Raw genomic sequence first — 305 nt, 5'->3', positions numbered from 1 at the left:
CCGGCTCCGATCCGCAGCTCGGCTCCTCGCTCAACGTCCCTTCGGGCGGCGATCCGCGCCACACCATGCTGCTCGTCGGCGTCTACTACGTGCTTTACACGCTGAACCCGAAGATCCTGCTCAACACGGGCCTTGCCCGGCCGTTTATCTGCATCACGCCGCAAGGGTCAGTGCTGAACCCGGTCCATCCCGCCGCCGTCGGCATGCGCTCGCTCACCTGCGCGCGATTGCGGTCCGTCATCTTCGGGGCCTTCTCGCAAGTCGTACCCGAACGCCTGCCGGCGGCGCCTGCCGGCAACAACTGC

General features: G+C 67.2%; 1 protein-coding gene. It reads left to right on the top strand.

Translation table 11 applies throughout. The features are described from left to right. On the top strand, positions 1-305 hold a 305-nt coding region (locus tag EN786_RS37010; protein WP_189524398.1), incomplete at both ends, for a hydantoinase B/oxoprolinase family protein.

Source organism: Mesorhizobium sp. M4B.F.Ca.ET.143.01.1.1, from assembly GCF_004792275.1.
In the GTDB taxonomy this organism is placed as follows: domain Bacteria; phylum Pseudomonadota; class Alphaproteobacteria; order Rhizobiales; family Rhizobiaceae; genus Mesorhizobium; species Mesorhizobium abyssinicae.
Note: the sequence above shows the minus strand (reverse complement) of the source record. Positions and strands in the feature narration are given on the sequence as shown.